Origin of the sequence: Candidatus Nitrosarchaeum limnium BG20 (assembly GCF_000241145.1) — an archaeon.
GTDB lineage: Archaea > Thermoproteota > Nitrososphaeria > Nitrososphaerales > Nitrosopumilaceae > Nitrosarchaeum > Nitrosarchaeum limnae.
The window spans coordinates 1-503 of record NZ_AHJG01000069.1 but is presented as its reverse complement, the minus strand read 5'-3'; the positions used below and the strand labels follow the sequence as shown (position 1 = coordinate 503).

Below are 503 nucleotides of genomic sequence, written 5' to 3'. Positions count from 1 at the left end.
TTTCTGATTGCGAAGATAGACTATCTGAGTTTGTTGACTATCAAAAAATTCTAAATTTTTATGGTTATCAGAGATTTGGCTCTAAAAGACCTGTTACACATCTAATAGGAAAGGCTCTTTTACGACGTGATTTCAAAAAGGCAGTTGAGTTAATTGTTTCATTTACCTCCAAGTATGACTCTAAAGAAAATACAGAGATTAGAGAAAAACTAGTCGATAAATCAAACTACAAAAAATATCTCGATCAAGTTCCACCTCAGATGGACATTGAAAGAATAGTACTACAAGAAATGATTGATCATGATGATGCACAAAAAGCAATACATGCTGTACCTCTCAATTTAAGAAGATTTTATGTCCAGGCATACCAGTCATATCTTTTCAATCAAACTTTGAGCGCTGCATTTACTGACGGTGAAGATCTCTTCGCTGCCCAGACAGGTGATGTCTGTTATGATCTACATGGAATATTGGGAAAATTTATCAAAGGTCTAGATCAACAT

General features: G+C 34.4%; 1 protein-coding gene. It reads left to right on the top strand.

The annotated features are described in order from the left end of the window. Nucleotides 1–503, top strand: a 503-nt coding sequence (gene truD / locus BG20_RS02310; RefSeq protein ID WP_010190375.1) for a tRNA pseudouridine(13) synthase TruD, incomplete at both ends; no start/stop codon positions are given.